The sequence below is a fragment of the Amycolatopsis sp. QT-25 genome, from assembly GCF_029369745.1.
Lineage (GTDB): Bacteria > Actinomycetota > Actinomycetes > Mycobacteriales > Pseudonocardiaceae > Amycolatopsis.
Genome location: NZ_CP120210.1, coordinates 7,729,361 through 7,744,219 on the forward strand (window position 1 = coordinate 7,729,361; position 14,859 = coordinate 7,744,219).

The following is a 14,859-nucleotide window of genomic DNA, read 5'->3' on the forward strand; positions in this document are numbered from 1 at the left end:
AACGTCATCTGGGCACCGACGCCTCGAAGTGGAGGATTGCCAGATGACCGAGCGATTCAAGGTCGTGATCGTGGGCACCGGTTTTTCCGGGCTCGGCCAGGCCATCCAGCTCGAAAAAGCCGGGATCTCCGACTACGTGATCCTGGAGAAGGCGGACGAAGTCGGCGGTACGTGGCGCGACAACTCGTACCCCGGCTGCGCCTGCGACGTGCAGTCCCACATGTACTCGTTCTCCTACGAGCAGAACCCGGACTGGTCGCGGTCGTTCTCGCCCGCCCCGGAGATCTTCCAGTACCTCAAGGACGTCACCGACAAGTACCGGTTGCGGCGCAAGATCCGGTTCGGCGTCGAACTCACCGGCGCCACCTGGGACGACACCGCGCGCCGCTGGCGAGTCCACACCGAATCCGGTCAGGACATCGAGGCTCAGTTCGTCGTCTCCGGCGTCGGCGGCCTGCACATCCCGCAGGTGCCCAAGCTGCCCGGCATCGAGACCTTCAAGGGCCAGACCTGGCACTCCGCGCAGTGGAACCACGAATACGACCTTCGTGGCAAGAAGGTCGCCGTGGTCGGCACCGGCGCCAGCGCGATCCAGTTCGTCCCGCGGATCGCCCCCGAGGTCGACGAGCTGACGCTGTTCCAGCGCACGCCGCCGTGGATCATGCCGAAGCCCGACCACGCCATGCCCGGCTGGGCCAGGACCGCGTTCCGCCGCGTCCCCGGCGTGCAACGGCTCTACCGCCACGCGCTCTACTGGTTCCTCGAACTGCGCGCCGTCGGCTTCAACGGCCACCCCGCGATCATGAAGGCGGGCGAGGTGATCGCGAAGCGCCACATCGGCAAGGCCATCAAGGATCCGAAGCTGCGCGAGAAGGTCACCCCCGACTACACCATGGGCTGCAAGCGGGTGCTGATCTCCAACGACTACTACCCGGCGATCAATCGGTCCAATGTAGACGTCAACACCGAAGGCGTGCGCGAGGTCAAGGCGCACAGTGTCGTCGATGGCAACGGTGTCGAGCACGAAGTCGACGCGATCGTCTACGGCACCGGTTTCAAGGTCACGGATGCCTTGGAATACCTGGACATCACCGGGGTCGACGGCCGTGACCTCGCCAAGGAGTGGGCCACCGAGGGGATGCACACGCACAAGGGCATCACCGTTTCCGGTTTTCCCAACCTGTTCTTCCTCCTCGGCCCGAACACCGCACTGGGCCACAACTCCGTGGTCTTCATGATCGAGTCGCAGGCGCGGTACGTCGTCGACGCGATCAAGCTCGCCGATTCGCGGGGTGCCGCCGCGCTCGACGTCCGCGCCGGTGTGCAGGAGAAGTTCCAGCGCGAGATCCAGGACAAACTCGTCAAGGGCGTGTGGACCCAGGGCGGCTGCAAGAGCTGGTACCTCGACGCGAAGGGCGTCAACCGGACGATCTGGCCCGGGTTCACCTGGCGCTACTGGCTCGAGACCCGCAAGGTCGACCCGAGCGACTATGAACTCAGCGGGCGTGCCTCGTGACGGACCACGAACAGGTCGTTCTGCACGCGCGCGACGTCGAGTTCGACTGGGCGGCGCTGCCGATGCACTGGATCCCGGGCGAACCGCAGGCGACGCACACGATCAACGTGCTGCATCTGGCGTTGCCGGAGGGCGAACGCTGGTTCGTCGAGGTGTTCAAACAGGCCGTGCCGCTGATCCGCGACGAGCGGCTCAAGGAGGACGTTCTCGGCTTCATCGGCCAGGAAGCCATGCACGCGGAGGCGCACGATGGCGCCGCGGAACACCTCGAAGCGGCGGGTGTCCACGTGCGGCCGTACGTCGCGCAGATGGAGTGGATGTTCCGCCGCCTGCTCGGCGACCGCGACCTTTCCGCCGAGCGGCGTGAGGAATGGCTGATCGAACGGCTCGCGATCATCGCCGCGATCGAGCACTACACCGCTTTCCTCGGCCAGTGGATCCTCGACGCCGAAGCGCTCGACAAGGCGGGCGCCGACCCGACGATGCTGGATCTCCTGCGCTGGCACGGCGCCGAGGAGGTCGAGCACCGCTCTGTCGCCTTCGACCTGTTCATGCACCTCGACGGCCGCTACACCCGCCGTGTGCGCAGCATGCTCGTGGTGACGCCGGTGCTCGCGTGGGTTTTCCTGCGGGGCACCAGGTTCCTCATGCAGAACGATCCGACGCGGCCGGGCATGACGAGTTTCCGGACCTATCTGCGCGCCGCGAAGCTCGGTCTGCTGCCCTCGGGCAAGCAGTTGCGGCGTGAGATCCGGCCGTACTTCCGGAAGTCGTACCATCCGACCGAAACCGGCGACACCGATCAAGCCGTCGCGTATCTCGCGAGTTCGCCGGCCGCGCTGGCCGCCGTCGAACCACAGTGACGCTGCCGACGCGACCACTGCGGCTCGACGGCAGCGGGCGGACCGACCGCGCGATGGCGTCGCTGATCGGCGTCGTCGCGCTGTATCGCAGGCTCAGCGGGATGAGCGGACGCCGTCGCCCGCCGGTGGCCACCGTCGCCCGCGATCTTCCGCTGGTCGTCGACGAGGTCCGTCGCGAGGCCGACGGCGTGGCCGGGCTGCGGCTGGTGCACGAACGCGGCGCACCCCTGCCGCGATGGCGGCCCGGCGCGCACATCGACCTCTCGCCGCGGCCGGGGCTGGTCCGGCAGTACTCCTTGTGCGGCGACCCGGCGGACCGCTCGGCCTACCGCGTCGGCGTCCGGTCGCTCGGCGAGGGATCGGCGGCGGTGCACGCCTTGGAGAAGGGCGCGCGGGTCACCGCACGCGGCCCGCGCAACGCTTTCCCGTTCGTCGCGAGCCCGGCATATCTGTTCGTCGCGGGCGGCATCGGGATCACACCGATTTTGCCGATGGTGCGGCAAGCGGCTGCCGCCGGCGCGGACTGGCGTCTGGTCTACACCGGCCGCGACGAGGCTTCGATGCCGTTCCTGGAGGAATTGTCCCGGATCGAGGCGCTCTTTCCCGCCGAGAGGTCATCGGCGCTGTCCGGAGACCGCGTCTGGATTCGCCCGGACACGACCTACGGGATTCCGGCTTCCGGTGCGGAACTCCTCGAAGGGGCCCCGGAAGGCGCGCCGATCTACTGCTGCGGCCCGGCTCCGATGATCGTCGGCGTCCGCACGGACGCGGCCCTGCGTGCGTCGGGTCCGGTGTTCTTCGAACGGTTTTCACCGCCGCCGATCGTCGGCGGCGAGCCGTTCCGCGTCGCACTGGCCCGCAGCGGCCGGGTGTTGGACGTACCCGCCGACCGGACGACACTCGATCTTCTGCGCGAGACCGTGCCCGGCATCGCCTACTCGTGTCGTCAGGGGTTCTGCGGAACGTGCGAAGTGCCGACGGTGACCGGCGACCGCGTCCGGATCTGCGTCGAACGCGAGCCGGTCAGCCTCGATCTTTGAGCCGTCAGGCTTCCTTGGGGAGCCAGGAGCCGATCACCGGCTTGAACTCGCGCACGGTCCGCTTCGCGACAACGCCTTCGAGGTGGTACGGATCCTGGTCGATGAGCTCGAGCAGCGCCGCCTCGTCGGCCGCCTGGTACATCGAGATGCCGCCGGAGCCGTCGCCCAGCGGGCCGCCGAGCGCGACGACGCCCTGGTCGGCGAGGCGGGAAAGGAATTCCCGGTGCCGGGGACGCACGTCCGCCAGCTTCTCCTGCACGTACGTGATCTCCACCAGGAACCAGGCCATTCGACACTCCAAGGTCGCTCCGACAAACCGCGTCAGACGCTACCGAGCTTCTCGGGAACCGATCAGGCAGGACTCCCGCCCCACCCGATACGCTGACCTGGCGCCACGCACAGGTTGTGCTTCAAAGGGGTAAATGAACAGGTAGGGGTACATGCTCGAGGGCAATGCGGAACGCAGTGTCGAGGTGACCCTCGGCCATCTGCGCACCATGGACGGACCGGTCACGCCACCGCCGCCTGCGGCACCGCTGACCCTCGAGGATCTCTATCGCCAGCATCGGATGCGGCTCGTCCGGCTGGCCATCCTGCTCGTGGACGAACCGGCGACCGCCGAAGACGTCGTCCAGGAGGCCTTCACCGGGCTGCACCGCAACTGGGGACGCCTGCGCGACGCCGCCGCGGCCGTCGGATATCTGCGCACCGCCGTGGTCAACGGATCACGCAGTGTGCTGCGCCGCCGCAAGACCGCGCGCGAGTACGTCGCGCCGCACGCGGTCAACGCGCGTTCGGCCGAAAGCCTCGCCATGCTGTCGAGTGAACATCAGGCCGTGGTGAGCGCTTTGTCCAAACTACCTCCTCGTCAGCGTGAGGTTTTGGTCCTCCGTTACTACGGTGGGCTGAGTGAGGCCGAAATTTCGGAGGCCGCCGGGATTTCGAAAGGTACCGTCAAGTCAACCGCCAGCCGGGCGCTGGAAGCACTGCAGAAAGCGATGCAGTCGCCGAATTGAAACCCGGCCTTGATCTCGAGCGCTGGGTTGTGCCGCCATGTCTGGTCCAGACCAATATATGCTGGGGGGCGTGAGAGGCGCCGGAGATTTCGTGATCGTGGGTGGCCGGGTCGTCACCCCGGACCGTGTACTCGACGACGGCTGGCTGGCTATCGCCGGCGGCAAGATCGTCCAAGTCGGTTCCGGGACACCCCCGGACATCGATCGCGTCGACGTCGACGGATGCCTGGTCGTACCCGGCTTCGTCGACACCCACTGCCACGGCGGTGGGGGCGGGTCGTTTTCCAGCGGGAACCCCGAGGAGCTGTTCCGCGCGGTCCGCGCGCACCGGCGGCACGGGACCACGACCATGCTCGGCAGTCTGGTCTCGGACCCCATCCCGGTGCTCAGGGACCAGATCGCGGCCCTGCGTGAGCTGGTCCAAGAGGGTGAACTTGCCGGAATTCACCTTGAAGGACCCTTCATCTCGAAGGCCCGTTGCGGAGCGCACGACCCGGCGACGCTGATCGAGCCGGACACGGCGACGGTCAACGCGCTGCTCGGCACCGGCCGCGGCGACATCCGGATGGTCACCCTCGCCCCCGAACTGCACGGCGGGATCAAGGCGGTCCGGCAACTGGCCGAATCGGGCGTCATCGCCGCCATCGGGCACACCGACGGCGTCGAGGACCAGATCATCCCCGCGATCGACGCGGGCGCCTCCGTCGCGACACACCTCTTCAACGCCATGCGGCCCCTCCACCATCGCGAGCCGGGCCCGATCGGCGCCCTCCTCGACGACGAGCGGATCACCGTCGAGCTGATCTGCGACCTCGTCCACGTGCACCCCACCGTGCTGCGGCTGGCCGCGCACCACGCGGGCAAGGGCCGCACGGTGCTCATCACCGACGCCATGTCGGCCACCGACGCCGCCGACGGCAGCTACATCCTCGGCCGGCTCGAGGTCGACGTCCGCGACGGCGTCGCCACTCTCGCCGGGAACGGTTCGCTGGCGGGCAGCACGCTGACCATGGACGCCGCCTTCCGCAACCTGGTCCGCGGCGCGGGCATCGACCTGCTCGACGCCGTCCGCGCGACCTCCGGCCGGCCGGCCGAACTGCTCGGCCTCGCCGACCGGACCGGCTCGCTGCGAGCCGGTCTCGCGGCCGACGTCGTCGTGCTCGATCGCGACCTCCGGCCGGTCAGGGTGCTGCGTCAGGGCGAATGGGTCAAGGACGACGCGGCGGCTACATTGAGCGCCACGGCCCCGCTGAGCGGCGCGGTCGAAGGCGGTGTGTCGGTCAGCGACGGGTAGCGGCGAAGGGAGTCCGGATGAGCGAGCCCAAGGACCCGGAGAAACTCCTGGCCGATGCCCTGCGCGCACAGGCCGTCTTCGCTCCTTCGGCAGAACGCGCGCCCGACACCACTCCGGACAAACCAGCCGAAACGGACACGGAAGGTAGTGTCGCGGAGGCTCCGGCCGGCAAGAGCGAACTACCGCCGCAGTACGGGCTGCTTTCCGGCGCCGGCGCCGACTCGCTCGAACGGGAACGCGTCGCGCTCGAGGACGCCGAAACGGCCAGGCTGGCGGAGCGTCCGGTGACGACTCCGCCACCTCCAGCCCCTTCGCCGAGCAGCCCGCCTCTGCCCGCGTACTGGGTGCTGCTGCTCGCCGTGCTGCTCGGGTTGGCCGCCGGTTCGGTGGTCGGGCTGCTCACGCTGATCTGAGCCGCCTCTCCCGTGGGGTCAAAGCACTCAGCGTCACCCTGTACCGTTTTGGTGTGATCCTGGCGCAGAACACCGTGACGACGATGGGCCTCCTGCCGGAGTGGCTGGACCCGAAGATCCTGCTGAGCGGGCTGACCGTCCCGGTCATCACCGTGCTCTGCCTGATCATCTTCATCGAAAGCAGCATCTTCCCGGTGCTGCCCGGTGACTCCCTGCTGTTCACCGCCGGCCTGCTCATCGCCAACGGCTCGATCAAAGCCCCGCTCTGGCTGGTGTGCGTACTGGTCACGTTCGCCGCGCTGATCGGCAACCTGCTCGGCTACGGCCTCGGCTGGAAGGTCGGCCCCTGGCTGTTCCGCAAGCCGGATTCGAAGTTCTTCAACAAGAAGTACGTCGACCAGACCCACGCCTTCCTGGAGAAACACGGACCGAAGGCGGTCGTGCTGGCGCGGTTCGTGCCGTTCGTGCGGACGTTCATCACCTGGATCGCCGGTATCGGCAAGATGGACCCGAAGAAGTACTTCACCTACACCGTCATCGGCGGCATCCTGTGGGCCGCCGGGATCACCGCGCTCGGCCACCTGCTCGGCGACATCCCGTTCATCGAGAAGAACATCGACGCGATCTTCATCCTGATCGTGCTGATCTCGGTGGTGCCGATCGTCATCGAGTACCTCAAGGCCCGTCGCGAGAAGAAGCACTCGGACACCGCGACCGGCCTCGTCGCCGAGACCGCCGAGGACATCACGCAGCAGATCCCGCGCATCCGCGACTGACCCTTCCTCCTCCTTGCAATTCGGCACCTGGTTGCGTTCTTGTGCTTGCAAGCATCGCAACCAGGTGCCGAATTGCGTCAGAGGGAGAACATCGAGCCCGGATTGAAGAGGTTCTCCGGGTCGAGGGCCCGCTTGATCTGCCGATGCACCTGAAGGCCGACTTCGCCGATTTCCTTGACGAGCCACTCGCGTTTGATCCGGCCGATGCCGTGCTCGCCGGTGACCGTGCCGCCCAGCGACAGGCTGACGTCGAGGATCGCGTCGAAGGCCGTCCGCGCGCGGGCGAACTCCTCCTCGGAATCCTGCGCGTACACGATCGTCGGGTGCATGTTGCCGTCGCCCGCGTGGCCGACGACGGCGATCCGCAAGCCCACTTCTTCGCTGATCCGCTCGCAACCGGCGATCAGTTCGGCGATACGCGTGCGCGGCACGCAGACGTCGTCGGTCAGCCAGACGCCGTACATTTCCAGCGCGGTGAGCACGACCCGCCGCGCCTGCAGCAGCATCTTGCCCTCTTCGATGTCCTCGGTGGCGTAGGCCAGATCGGCGCCGCAGTCGACGCAGATCTGTTCCAGCACCGCCAGTTCCCGGCGGGCGACCTCGCCGCCGGAGTCGGATTGCGCGAGGAGCAAGGCTTTGCAGTCCGAGCTCGTGCCGAGGTCGGTCTTGAGATAGGCCTCGGCGGCCTTGATCGACGTCGCGTCCATGATCTCCAGCAGCGAGGGCACCAGCCCCTCGCGCACCACGCGCGCGACAGCCTCGCCCGCGGCCTCCGTGCTGTCGAAGGCGGCGACGAGGGTGGCGGGCAACTGCGGCAACGGTTTCAGCGCGACGGTCGCCTGGGTGATCACGCCGAGCGTGCCCTCACTGCCGACGAAGAGCCGCGCGAGGTCATAACCCGCGACCCCCTTCACCGTGCGGCGCCCGGTCTTCAGCAGTGAGCCGTCGGCGAGTACGACTTCCAGTCCCAGCACGGAATCCGTGGTGACGCCGTACTTCACACAGCACAGCCCGCCGGCGTTGGTGGACAGGTTTCCGCCGATGGTGCACCAGTCGTAACTGGACGGGTCCGGCGGATAGAACAGGCCGTGCTTCTCCACCGCGTTGCGGAAATCGAGGTTCACCACGCCTGGCTGCACGACGGCGAGCCGGTTGCCTTCGTCGATCTCGACGATCTGGTCGAGCTTGGTCAGCACCAGCACGACACAGCCGTCGATCGCGTTCGCGGCGCCGGACAGACCACTGCCTGCGCCGCGGGGCACGATCGGCACCTCGAACTCCGCACACGCCTTCACCACGGCCTGCACACCTTCCACGTCGGACGGCAGCACCACCGCGAGGGGTTTGCCGCTCGCCGCCAGCGGCATCATGTCGCGCGAGTAGGCGTCCGTGACGTCGGCGTCGGTGAGCACCGCGGCGTCGCCGAGCTGCTCGCGGAGCCGGGTGACCAGGGCATGGTTGTTCATACCCTCATCGTAGGCGCCATTACGTCCGCACTGCGGAAATTTTCTTCCGATCAAGCAGGATATACGCCTGAACACCGGTATAGACGAGCACGGCCACGCCTGTCCATGCGGTCACGTGCATTCCCTGGGTGAAAGCCTCGCGAGCCGATTCCAGGAGAGCCTGTCCCGCGACCGGGTCGAGCTGCCGCGCGGTGGCGACGGCGCCGCCGAGCGTGTCCCGGGCGGCGTCGGCCGTCCCTTCCGGCAGGCCGGACCGGTAGACCGCGGTCGCGACACTACCGAGGATGGCCGTGCCGAGCGCGCCGCCCAGTTCGAACCCGGTCTCGGAGATCGCCGACGCGGCCCCGGCCCGCTCGGCCGGAGCGGCCGAGATGACCAGATCGTTCGTCAGCGTCTCCGACAGGGCGACACCGCCCCCGAGCAACGTGAACGACACCACCACATACGCGAGCCCGCCACCGGACGACACCTGGGTCAACGCCAGGAACCCGACCGCAGCGACCAGGAGACCGACACTGACCAGCACGGAGACCCGGATCCGTTTCGCGAGCCAGGCCGCGAGAAGCGCGCCGGCGACACCGGCGACCGTCGCCGGGAGCATCCACAGCGCGGCGACGACCGGGGTCAGCCCGAGCACCAGCTGCAGGTACTGCGGCACCAGGAACAGCAGGCCGACCATGGCGAACACGCCGAGCATGTTCGTCACGACGGAACCACTGAAGGCCCGGTTCGAGAACAGCTTCAGGTCCAGCATGGGCTCGTCGAGTTTGTGCTGCCTGCGGACGAACACGACACCGAGCGCGAGCCCGATCAGGACGCTGACGGCGGCCTTCGCCGTGAAGCCGTGTTCGGCGACGAGCTTGATGCCGTAGACCACCGGCAGCATCGCGGCCAGCGACAGCAACGCCGACAACGGGTCGAAGCGGCCCGGCTTCGGGTCACGTGCCTCCGGCAACAGGAACGGGCCGACGACCAGCAGGAGCAGCATCACCGGGACGTTGATCAGGAACACCGAACCCCACCAGAAGTGCTCCAGCAGCCACCCGCCGAGCACCGGCCCGAGCGCCATCCCGCCGGAGAACCCGGCACTCCACACGGCGATCGCGGTCCGGCGCTGTTTGGCGTCGACGAAGGTGCTGCGGATCAGCGACAGCGTCGACGGCATCAGCGTCGCGCCACCCACGCCCAGCAGCGCCCGCGCGATGATCAGCATGAACGCGCTGGTCGAGAAGGCCGCGAGCACCGACGCGGCGCCGAACGCCGCGGCACCCATGAGCAGGAGCTTGCGACGGCCGATGCGGTCACCGAGCGTGCCCATCAGGACCAGCAGACCCGCCAGCATGAACGAGTAGATGTCGACGATCCACAACTGCTCCGCACCGCTGGGCGCCAGATCTGCGGACAGGAACGGCAGCGCGAACCCGAGCACCGTCATGTCCACGCTGATCAGCAGCACCGGAAGCACCAGTACCGCCAACGCCCACCACTGCTTGCGCCCCGCCATGGCGCACTCTCCTCTACGAGATAAACCGTCCGGACGGTACAGCCGCCGCCCCAATCGAAAGTAAACCGTCCAGACGGTATAGTCAACTGATATGGCGAAGCCCACCGCGAAGGAACGCATCCTCGACTCGTACGAGGGAATCCTCATCGAGCAGGGCCCCGGCGGGGTCACCCTCGAAGCCGTCGCCGCGCACGCCGGAGTGTCGAAAGGCGGGCTGCTCTACCACTTCGGCTCCAAGGAAGCCCTGGTCGACGGCCTACTGGAGCGGCTCGCGCGACTTTCCGACGAGGATCTCGAACAAGCGCGGACGGCGCCGGAAGGTGTCGTTTCGTGGTACCTGCGTACCGCCATCACCGACGTGACCCAGCGCAAGCCGCTGCACCGCACGACCATGGCGACGATCCGGATCATGCTCAACGAACCGCGGGTCTTCGAGGTCGTCCAGACTTACAACCAGAAGGTCCACGACCTGATCAGCGAGCACGTCGGCGACTCGCTGACCGCCGAACTGGTCATCCTGGTCGGCGACGGCCTCTACCTGCGGGCGGCGCTCGGCCGAGACGACGCGAGCCCCCTGCTCGATCGGCTCGACGAGATCAAGGCCCGCATCGCCCGCAATTAGTCACCTGCTTGCGTCGAGCCGGTACGCGCGCGACGCTGTTCTCTCCCGCAAGTAGGTGACTAATTGCGGGAGAGGCCGTAGACGCGCTCGATCGGGATGGTGAGCAGAACACGCTGGTCGGCGACCATGGCGTCGCGGAACTCGGCCCAGTCCGGATGCTCGCCCCGGGCTCGCCGGTAGTGGTCCACCAGGGCGTCCACGGTCGCGTCGTCGCGCGAAGCGGCGGTCGGGGTGAGCACCGCGGGTCCCTCGACGACGACGTAGCCGTCGCCGCTCTCGGTCGAGACGTGGAACGTCGCCCGAGGGTCGCGCCGCAGGTTCTTCGTCTTGGCGCGCGGCGCGGTGATCGAGATCAAGATCGAGCCGGCGTCCGCGTCGTAGAGGTAGTTGACGGTCGACAGTTGCGGCCTGCCATCACGCTTGATGGTGGCGAGTGTGCCGAAGTTCCGGTCGGCGAGGATCGCGTAGAGCGCGGCGTCGGTCATGCTTCCATCAAAGCCCGAGTCGTTCGGGCGCGCCAAAACCGCAGCTCAGCGTCCAAGGCGGGCGAATCGGACAAACATGCACGAATAAATGTGCTTGCATGCGGCAACTAAAGTGTCGTCCGACACACAACGTCACTTTCTTCTTGCGAAGCTCACGGGGGAGGAACATTCTTGCTCTAGGCAACTAGTTGCAGTGACCAAGCAACCGGCGAGAGAGATGACCATGACACCCACGACCCCCGGCACCAGGTCGAAGTCCGACCTCGACCTGGCCGACACCCTCGGGCACGAGCTCGTGCGGCTCGTCCGCCTGGTCAACCGGGCCAAGTCCCAGGTGTCCAAGCAGGGGCCGGACGGCATCGAGCGGGCCGCGTACGCGATCCTCTTCTGCCTCATCCACGTCGGGCCCCAGCGGACCAGCAAACTCGCCGAATTCCTGCACTCCGAGATCTCGACCATCAGCAGGCAGTCGAGCTCTCTCGTCCAGCACGGGCTGGTCGAGCGCCTGGCCGACCCCGAAGACGGCCGCGCCTGCCTGCTCGCGCCGACCGCCGAAGGGCATCGGGTGTTCGAGGAGAACCGCAAGCAGCGGAACCAGTGGCTCGCCGAGGTGCTCGGCGACTGGTCCGACGACGACCGGAAGACCCTCACCTCGCTGTTCCACCGGCTGAACGACGACCTCGAAAAAACATCTCCACAGTTCGCCGACCCCGCGTCGGCGTCGAAGGCCAAGGGGGCCTGAAGCAATGAGTTCCACCGTAGAAAGTCCGCCAGCCGAAGAACCTGCCCGGCTGGACACAGACGGGCCCCGGCTCAGCCACCGTCAGATCGTCACGATCCTGATCGGCCTGATGTCGGGCATGTTCCTGGCGGCGCTCGACCAGACGATCGTGGGCACCTCGATCGTCCGCATCGCGAACGACCTCAACGGGTTCGACCTGCAGGCCTGGATCACCACGGCCTACCTGATCACCTCGACGATCGTCACGCCGATCTACGGCAAGCTGTCCGACATCTACGGGCGCAAGCCGTTCTACATCGCGGCGATCACGATCTTCCTCATCGGCTCGGTCGCCTCGGCGTTCGCCACGTCGATGTACGAGCTGGCCGCGTTCCGCGCGATCCAGGGCCTCGGCGCCGGTGGTCTGATGTCGCTGGCGATGACGATCATGGGCGACATCGTGCCGCCGCGGGAACGCGCCCGCTACCAGGGGTACTTCCTCGCCGTGTTCGGCATCTCCACCGTGCTCGGCCCGGTGCTCGGCGGGTTCTTCGCCGACTTCGACAAGCTCGGCAGCGTCTTCGGCTACGACATCGCCGGCTGGCGGTGGGTGTTCCTGATCAACGTGCCGATCGCGATCGTCGCGCTGTTCGTCGTCGCCCGCGTGCTCAACGTGCCGCACCAGCGCCACGATCACAAGATCGACTGGTGGGGCGGGCTCGCGCTCGTCGTCGCCGTGGTGCCGTTCCTGATCGTCGCCGAGCAGGGCAACAAATGGGGCTGGGGCTCGCAGAACGCGATCATCTGCTACGTCGTCGGCGCCATCGGCGTGGTCGCCTTCATCTTCATCGAGAAGCTGATGAAGGACGCGGCGCTGATCCCGTTGCGGCTGTTCAAGAACTCGACCTTCACGGTGGCGATCGTCGGCGGCGTCATCGTCGGTGTCGCGATGTTCGGCGCGATCATGATGATCCCGCAGTACATGCAGGTGGTCCAGGAGTTCTCGCCGACCGAGTCGGGGCTGCTGATGATCCCGCTGATGGCCGGCATCATGAGCGGTTCGATCATCTCGGGCCAGATCACCAGCAAGACCGGCCGCTACAAGGTGTTCCCGGTGGTCGGCACGCTGCTGATCGCGGCGGGCGCGTTCTTCTTCGCGCAGGTCGAGTACAACAGTGCGCTGTGGCACCCGCTGGTCGCGGCGGCGATCATCGGCCTCGGCCTCGGTGCCTGCATGCAGACCCTGATCATCGCGGTGCAGAACGCGGGCCCGCGCAGCGACATGGGCGTCTCGACCGCGTCGGCGACGTTCTTCCGGCAGATCGGTGGTACCGCGGGTGTCGCGGTGTTCTTGACGATCCTGTTCAACGTCCTGCCGGGCAACATCACCAAGGCCTTCGGCGGCAACGCGCCGACCGGTGAAGGCGCCGCGGCGCTGGGCGACCTCACCACGAACACGAGCGGTATCGCGAACCTGCCCGAGGCCATCAAGACCCCGGTGCTCATCGGTTTCACCGAGTCGATCACCACGGTCTTCTACGTGGCGGGCGCGGTCGCGCTGCTGGCGACGCTGGTCCTGATGTTCATGAAGGAAATCCCGCTGCTCGGTGGCGCCGCTCCTTCGGCGGCTTCGGCTCTCGAAGGCGGCGAAGCACTCCTCGAAGAGGACGACACGCCTGCCGAAACGCCTGTCGAAACGGCTTCCGAGAAGACTGTCGTGACCGCGCCCGTCGAGGTGGGCAAGCACGCGATGACCAACGGGAACGGGGTCTACCGGGCCGGATCCGCGCAGATCAGCGGGCATGTCCGCCGGGACGACGCCACGAACGTCGCGGGTGCGGCGCTGACCCTGATCGACCACAACGGCAATCAGGTGGCCAGGACGCACACGAACGAAAACGGTGTCTACTCGTTCGCCGGCATCGTGGGCGGGCGGTACACGCTCGTCGCCAGCGGCCGCTGGTTCCGGCCGATCGCGGCGACGCTGACCGCCACCGGCGCCGGGGTGCTGCGCCACGACTTCGAACTGGTCAGCACGATCCTGCTGAGCGGGGTCGCCCGCACCGAGGGCGACCGCGTGGTGCCGGACGCGCGGATCACCGTGCTCGACTCCTCGGGCGGCGTCGCCGCCGTGGCGAGGACCGACGCGGAGGGCAACTACACGGTCAGCGACCTGCCCGCCGGGACCTACACGGTGATCGCGAGCGGCTATCCGCCCGCGACCAGCCGGGTGGAACTGCTGGGTGGTGACCAGGCCGCACACGACGTCCGGCTGAGTTACGACCAGGCGCTCGACGAGCTGGTCGAGCACTAGAACCGGCTGCAATGAAGGGGCCTTTCATCGCGAATTTTGCGATGAAAGGCCCCTTCATCGCACGTGGGGGCGCATGACCGGACCTTTCGGACACCTGGATTTCCTGGTTCGGCCGCGTGCGGTTCGCGAAGTACACGTAGGCTCGCGTCGTGAGTGAGGTGTACACCGAGGCCGCGGGCATCGGCGTGAGCTGGCTCGACACCGCGGGGCCGGTGCTCGTCTGGGTGATCGTGCTGAGCTTCATCTTCGTGGAGTGCGCGCTGATCATCGGGCTGTTCCTGCCAGGGGACTCCCTGCTGTTCGCGGCCGGAGTGGTCCTCGCGCAGCACGGCTCGGACCTGAACGCGTGGCTGCTCTCGGCCGCCGCCCTGCTCGTCGCGATCCTCGGCAACCAGGTCGGCTACTACATCGGCCGGTCGACGGGCACGAAACTGATCGCCCGGCGCGGCGGCAAGGTGCTGAACCGGCACAATCTCGACCGCGCCAGGACGTTCCTGGATCGCCGGGGTTTCTTCGCCATCGTGGCCGCGCGCTGGATCCCGTGGATCCGCACGCTGGCGCCGCTCATCGCGGGGACCGCGCGGATGGATCCGCGCCGGTTCGCGCTCGCGACGGCGCTGGGCGGGCTGCTCTGGGTGCCGACGTTGGTGTTGCTCGGCTACTACGGCGCCGGCCTGCTCGATCAGCTGCCGTGGGTCAAGACGGCGGCGCTGTGGATCAGCATCGCGTTCTTCGTGGTGGGCACGGCCTACGGCGTGCTCCGCTACCGCCAGGAAATGCGGCGGCCCGCCGAGGAGACCGAAGAGAGCACGGCCTGATCCATCCAGGC

At 67.5% G+C, this 14,859-nt stretch carries 15 protein-coding genes; 11 read left to right on the forward strand and 4 right to left on the reverse strand.

Annotated elements, in window-relative coordinates; genetic code table 11:
• Nucleotides 1–43 precede the first annotated feature (43 nt).
• From P3102_RS36420 to P3102_RS36430, 3 genes are read left to right on the forward strand one after another with little or no spacing between them, the layout of a single operon-like run.
• Nucleotides 44–1,516: an NAD(P)/FAD-dependent oxidoreductase gene (locus tag P3102_RS36420; protein ID WP_276365192.1), complete on the forward strand. Its 1,473-nt coding sequence runs from the start codon at nt 44–46 to the stop codon at nt 1,514–1,516.
• Nucleotides 1,513–2,379, forward strand: a complete 867-nt coding sequence (locus P3102_RS36425) for a metal-dependent hydrolase (RefSeq protein ID WP_276365193.1) — start codon at nt 1,513–1,515, stop codon at nt 2,377–2,379. The genes P3102_RS36420 and P3102_RS36425 overlap by 4 nt, the downstream gene beginning before the upstream one ends.
• A complete protein-coding gene (locus P3102_RS36430) occupies nt 2,376–3,419 on the forward strand; it encodes a PDR/VanB family oxidoreductase (RefSeq protein ID WP_276365194.1) in 1,044 nt (347 codons plus the stop codon). Before P3102_RS36425 ends, P3102_RS36430 begins: the two co-directional genes overlap by 4 nt.
• Before the next feature lie 4 nt (nt 3,420–3,423).
• On the opposite strand, the gene P3102_RS36435 is transcribed toward P3102_RS36430, so the two are convergent.
• A complete protein-coding gene (locus P3102_RS36435) occupies nt 3,424–3,708 on the reverse strand; it encodes a YciI family protein (protein WP_276365195.1) in 285 nt (94 codons plus the stop codon).
• Between the two features lie 151 nt (nt 3,709–3,859).
• Between P3102_RS36435 and P3102_RS36440 the strand changes: the two genes are divergently transcribed.
• The 4 genes from P3102_RS36440 to P3102_RS36455 all read left to right on the forward strand — a co-directional run bounded on the left by P3102_RS36440 (nt 3,860) and on the right by P3102_RS36455 (nt 6,918).
• Nucleotides 3,860–4,435: a SigE family RNA polymerase sigma factor gene (locus tag P3102_RS36440; protein WP_061981841.1), complete on the forward strand. Its 576-nt coding sequence runs from the start codon at nt 3,860–3,862 to the stop codon at nt 4,433–4,435.
• Nucleotides 4,436–4,526: 91 nt separating this feature from the next.
• Nucleotides 4,527–5,729, forward strand: coding sequence for an N-acetylglucosamine-6-phosphate deacetylase (gene nagA / locus P3102_RS36445; protein WP_276371509.1), 1,203 nt, complete (start codon nt 4,527–4,529; stop codon nt 5,727–5,729).
• A 17-nt stretch (nt 5,730–5,746) separates the two neighbouring features.
• Nucleotides 5,747–6,142: a hypothetical protein gene (locus tag P3102_RS36450; RefSeq protein ID WP_276365197.1), complete on the forward strand. Its 396-nt coding sequence runs from the start codon at nt 5,747–5,749 to the stop codon at nt 6,140–6,142.
• 53 nt (nt 6,143–6,195) lie between these two features.
• Nucleotides 6,196–6,918, forward strand: coding sequence for a VTT domain-containing protein (locus tag P3102_RS36455; protein WP_276365198.1), 723 nt, complete (start codon nt 6,196–6,198; stop codon nt 6,916–6,918).
• Nucleotides 6,919–6,995: 77 nt separating this feature from the next.
• Here the strand turns inward: P3102_RS36455 and P3102_RS36460 are convergent, their stop codons facing one another.
• Nucleotides 6,996–8,384 carry an FAD-linked oxidase C-terminal domain-containing protein gene (locus P3102_RS36460; protein WP_276365199.1) on the reverse strand — a complete coding sequence of 463 codons (1,389 nt, stop codon included), beginning with the start codon at nt 8,382–8,384 and terminating at the stop codon, nt 6,996–6,998.
• A gap of 19 nt (nt 8,385–8,403) precedes the next feature.
• On the reverse strand, nt 8,404–9,888 hold the full coding sequence (locus P3102_RS36465; protein WP_276365200.1) for an MFS transporter: 1,485 nt from the start codon (nt 9,886–9,888) through the stop codon (nt 8,404–8,406).
• Nucleotides 9,889–9,979: 91 nt separating this feature from the next.
• Here P3102_RS36465 and P3102_RS36470 point away from each other — a divergent pair, with 91 nt between their 5' ends.
• Complete coding sequence (locus P3102_RS36470; protein ID WP_276365201.1) at nt 9,980–10,510, forward strand: TetR/AcrR family transcriptional regulator; 531 nt, start codon at nt 9,980–9,982, stop codon at nt 10,508–10,510.
• 59 nt (nt 10,511–10,569) lie between these two features.
• On the opposite strand, the gene P3102_RS36475 is transcribed toward P3102_RS36470, so the two are convergent.
• On the reverse strand, nt 10,570–10,995 hold the full coding sequence (locus P3102_RS36475) for a PPOX class F420-dependent oxidoreductase (protein ID WP_276365202.1): 426 nt from the start codon (nt 10,993–10,995) through the stop codon (nt 10,570–10,572).
• 223 nt (nt 10,996–11,218) lie between these two features.
• Between P3102_RS36475 and P3102_RS36480 the strand changes: the two genes are divergently transcribed.
• The 3 genes from P3102_RS36480 to P3102_RS36490 all read left to right on the forward strand — a co-directional run bounded on the left by P3102_RS36480 (nt 11,219) and on the right by P3102_RS36490 (nt 14,848).
• Nucleotides 11,219–11,737 (forward strand): MarR family transcriptional regulator, encoded by a 519-nt coding sequence (locus tag P3102_RS36480; RefSeq protein WP_276365203.1) that lies wholly within the window; start codon nt 11,219–11,221, stop codon nt 11,735–11,737.
• Nucleotides 11,738–11,741: 4 nt separating this feature from the next.
• Nucleotides 11,742–14,030, forward strand: coding sequence for an MFS transporter (locus P3102_RS36485; protein ID WP_276365204.1), 2,289 nt, complete (start codon nt 11,742–11,744; stop codon nt 14,028–14,030).
• A 149-nt stretch (nt 14,031–14,179) separates the two neighbouring features.
• On the forward strand, nt 14,180–14,848 hold the full coding sequence (locus P3102_RS36490) for a DedA family protein (protein ID WP_276365205.1): 669 nt from the start codon (nt 14,180–14,182) through the stop codon (nt 14,846–14,848).
• Nucleotides 14,849–14,859 lie beyond the last annotated feature (11 nt).

Excerpts from the sequence above, each read along its gene's own strand:
- P3102_RS36420 (WP_276365192.1), top strand. The coding sequence starts at position 44 with ATGACCGAGCGATTCAAGGTCGTGATCGTGGGCACCGGTTTTTCCGGG.
- P3102_RS36435 (WP_276365195.1), bottom strand. The coding sequence starts at position 3,708 with ATGGCCTGGTTCCTGGTGGAGATCACGTACGTGCAGGAGAAGCTGGCG.
- P3102_RS36440 (WP_061981841.1), top strand. The coding sequence starts at position 3,860 with ATGCTCGAGGGCAATGCGGAACGCAGTGTCGAGGTGACCCTCGGCCAT.
- P3102_RS36450 (WP_276365197.1), top strand. The coding sequence starts at position 5,747 with ATGAGCGAGCCCAAGGACCCGGAGAAACTCCTGGCCGATGCCCTGCGC.
- P3102_RS36460 (WP_276365199.1), bottom strand. The coding sequence starts at position 8,384 with ATGAACAACCATGCCCTGGTCACCCGGCTCCGCGAGCAGCTCGGCGAC.
- P3102_RS36465 (WP_276365200.1), bottom strand. The coding sequence starts at position 9,888 with ATGGCGGGGCGCAAGCAGTGGTGGGCGTTGGCGGTACTGGTGCTTCCG.
- P3102_RS36470 (WP_276365201.1), top strand. The coding sequence starts at position 9,980 with ATGGCGAAGCCCACCGCGAAGGAACGCATCCTCGACTCGTACGAGGGA.
- P3102_RS36475 (WP_276365202.1), bottom strand. The coding sequence starts at position 10,995 with ATGACCGACGCCGCGCTCTACGCGATCCTCGCCGACCGGAACTTCGGC.
- P3102_RS36480 (WP_276365203.1), top strand. The coding sequence starts at position 11,219 with ATGACACCCACGACCCCCGGCACCAGGTCGAAGTCCGACCTCGACCTG.
- P3102_RS36485 (WP_276365204.1), top strand. The coding sequence starts at position 11,742 with ATGAGTTCCACCGTAGAAAGTCCGCCAGCCGAAGAACCTGCCCGGCTG.